The sequence below is a fragment of the Vibrio sp. Vb1337 genome, assembly GCF_033338715.1.
Taxonomy (GTDB): Bacteria; Pseudomonadota; Gammaproteobacteria; order Enterobacterales; family Vibrionaceae; genus Vibrio; species Vibrio alginolyticus.
This window is the reverse complement of record NZ_JAWOTD010000098.1, coordinates 1-1,453: the sequence shown is the minus strand read 5'-3', so window position 1 is coordinate 1,453 and position 1,453 is coordinate 1. Positions and strand designations below refer to the sequence as shown.

The window sequence follows — 1,453 nt, the reverse complement described above, 5'->3', positions numbered from 1 at the left end:
AAGCCATTGAGACTGTTGAGATCCGCCGCATAGGGCATTACCTGACCATGTTTCAATAGTAAGCTTGCGTAGCTTGCAATGTCGCCCAATACCGCTGGAAACAAAATGGCGCACGATGCCGCAAACCATTTCCAATAACCGTATTGTTGTTTACTTGCTTTAGTCGCAAGGAAGAACCAAAACGCAAGCAACAAAAGCGTCGCAAAGCGATTGAACACGTCATTAATGATCGCACTTGCCATCAACGTGTTTGGTTCCAATAGCTCAATCTGCTGTGGGTCGATTTGTTGGAACTGTACAGTGAGTTGGTCACTTAACCACGTAAAATCAACGTTCGAAAAGTACGCGCCCCAAAATAGGAATGGGCTTAGCATCAAAAAGATGAAAGGTTGCCATCCCCAACCACCACGCTGATAAAGCGCAAGAAAACAAGAGGTTGGAGAACGGAATATGTCCAACAACATTACGAGTGGGTTACTTGACGGGTTCATACACTTACCTTAGTTACATCTACGTACAGCTTAAGTTTTTGACCCGGTTTTAGGTACTTCTGCTTATGCAGCGAGTTCCATTTTACGATGTCGTTGCTCTTCACCTTGAATTTGCTTGCGATGCCACTGATGGTGTCGCCAGAGCGAACGTTGTAGAACACGGTACGAATCACGGCGCCTTGGTCTGATTTTTTCCAAATCACCAGCTTTTGACCGACGCGCAGGGTATCTTTTGGTCCCATGCCGTTCCATTTTGCTAGCGATTTGTGTGAAACCTTGTTGTCACGAGCGATAGACCACAAACTTTCACCCGATTGCACAACGTGTGACAGTTTCAGCTGGCCACGAGCTTGCGATTGCGTTTTGTTCAAACGGTTTTGCGCTGTAAGTGCGTACTTTGAATCGTCTTTGGTTGACGTCGGAATAAGTAAGTACTGACCAATGCGAATGTTGTTGTTCGACAGGCCGTTAGCACGACGAATCACTTTTGAGGTCGTACCGTATTTCTTCGCCAACATACTCAACGAGTCGCCAGGTTTGACTTCGTAACGCGCGACTTTCATGCCTTTACCGCGATTGCTCTCAACTTGAGTTAAGAACGCATCCTTCTTCTCCACAGGAATAAGAAGCTGATGAGGCCCTTCTGGTGCGGTGGACCATTGGTTGTAGGCAGGGTTGTAGCTTTGCAGCTCTTTTACCCCGATGCCCGCGTAATCAGCAGCGATAGCGAGATCCAGTTGTTCTTTCGGATCGACTAACGTCAGCACTGGTTTGTTTGGGATAGATGGAATGTCGATACCGTACTTTTCTTGGTTTGCCACCACGTCCGCAAGAGCGAGAAGTTTTGGCACGTAGCTACTGGTCTCTTTTGGCAGATCTAAAGAGAAAAAGTCGACAGGTTTACCCAATTTTTTGTTCTTACGGATAGCGCTAGATACACGACCGCCGCCACTATTGTAGGC

Annotated in this window: 2 protein-coding genes; both read right to left on the bottom strand. The window is 47.0% G+C overall.

What is annotated here, in order from left to right:
• On the bottom strand, positions 1-491 hold a 491-nt coding region (locus R7E42_RS24180; RefSeq protein WP_318073113.1), incomplete at its 3' end, for a YIP1 family protein.
• Positions 488-1,453: LysM peptidoglycan-binding domain-containing protein (locus tag R7E42_RS24175; RefSeq protein WP_318073112.1), on the bottom strand; the 966-nt coding region annotated here is incomplete at its 5' end. The genes R7E42_RS24175 and R7E42_RS24180, both read right to left, overlap by 4 nt.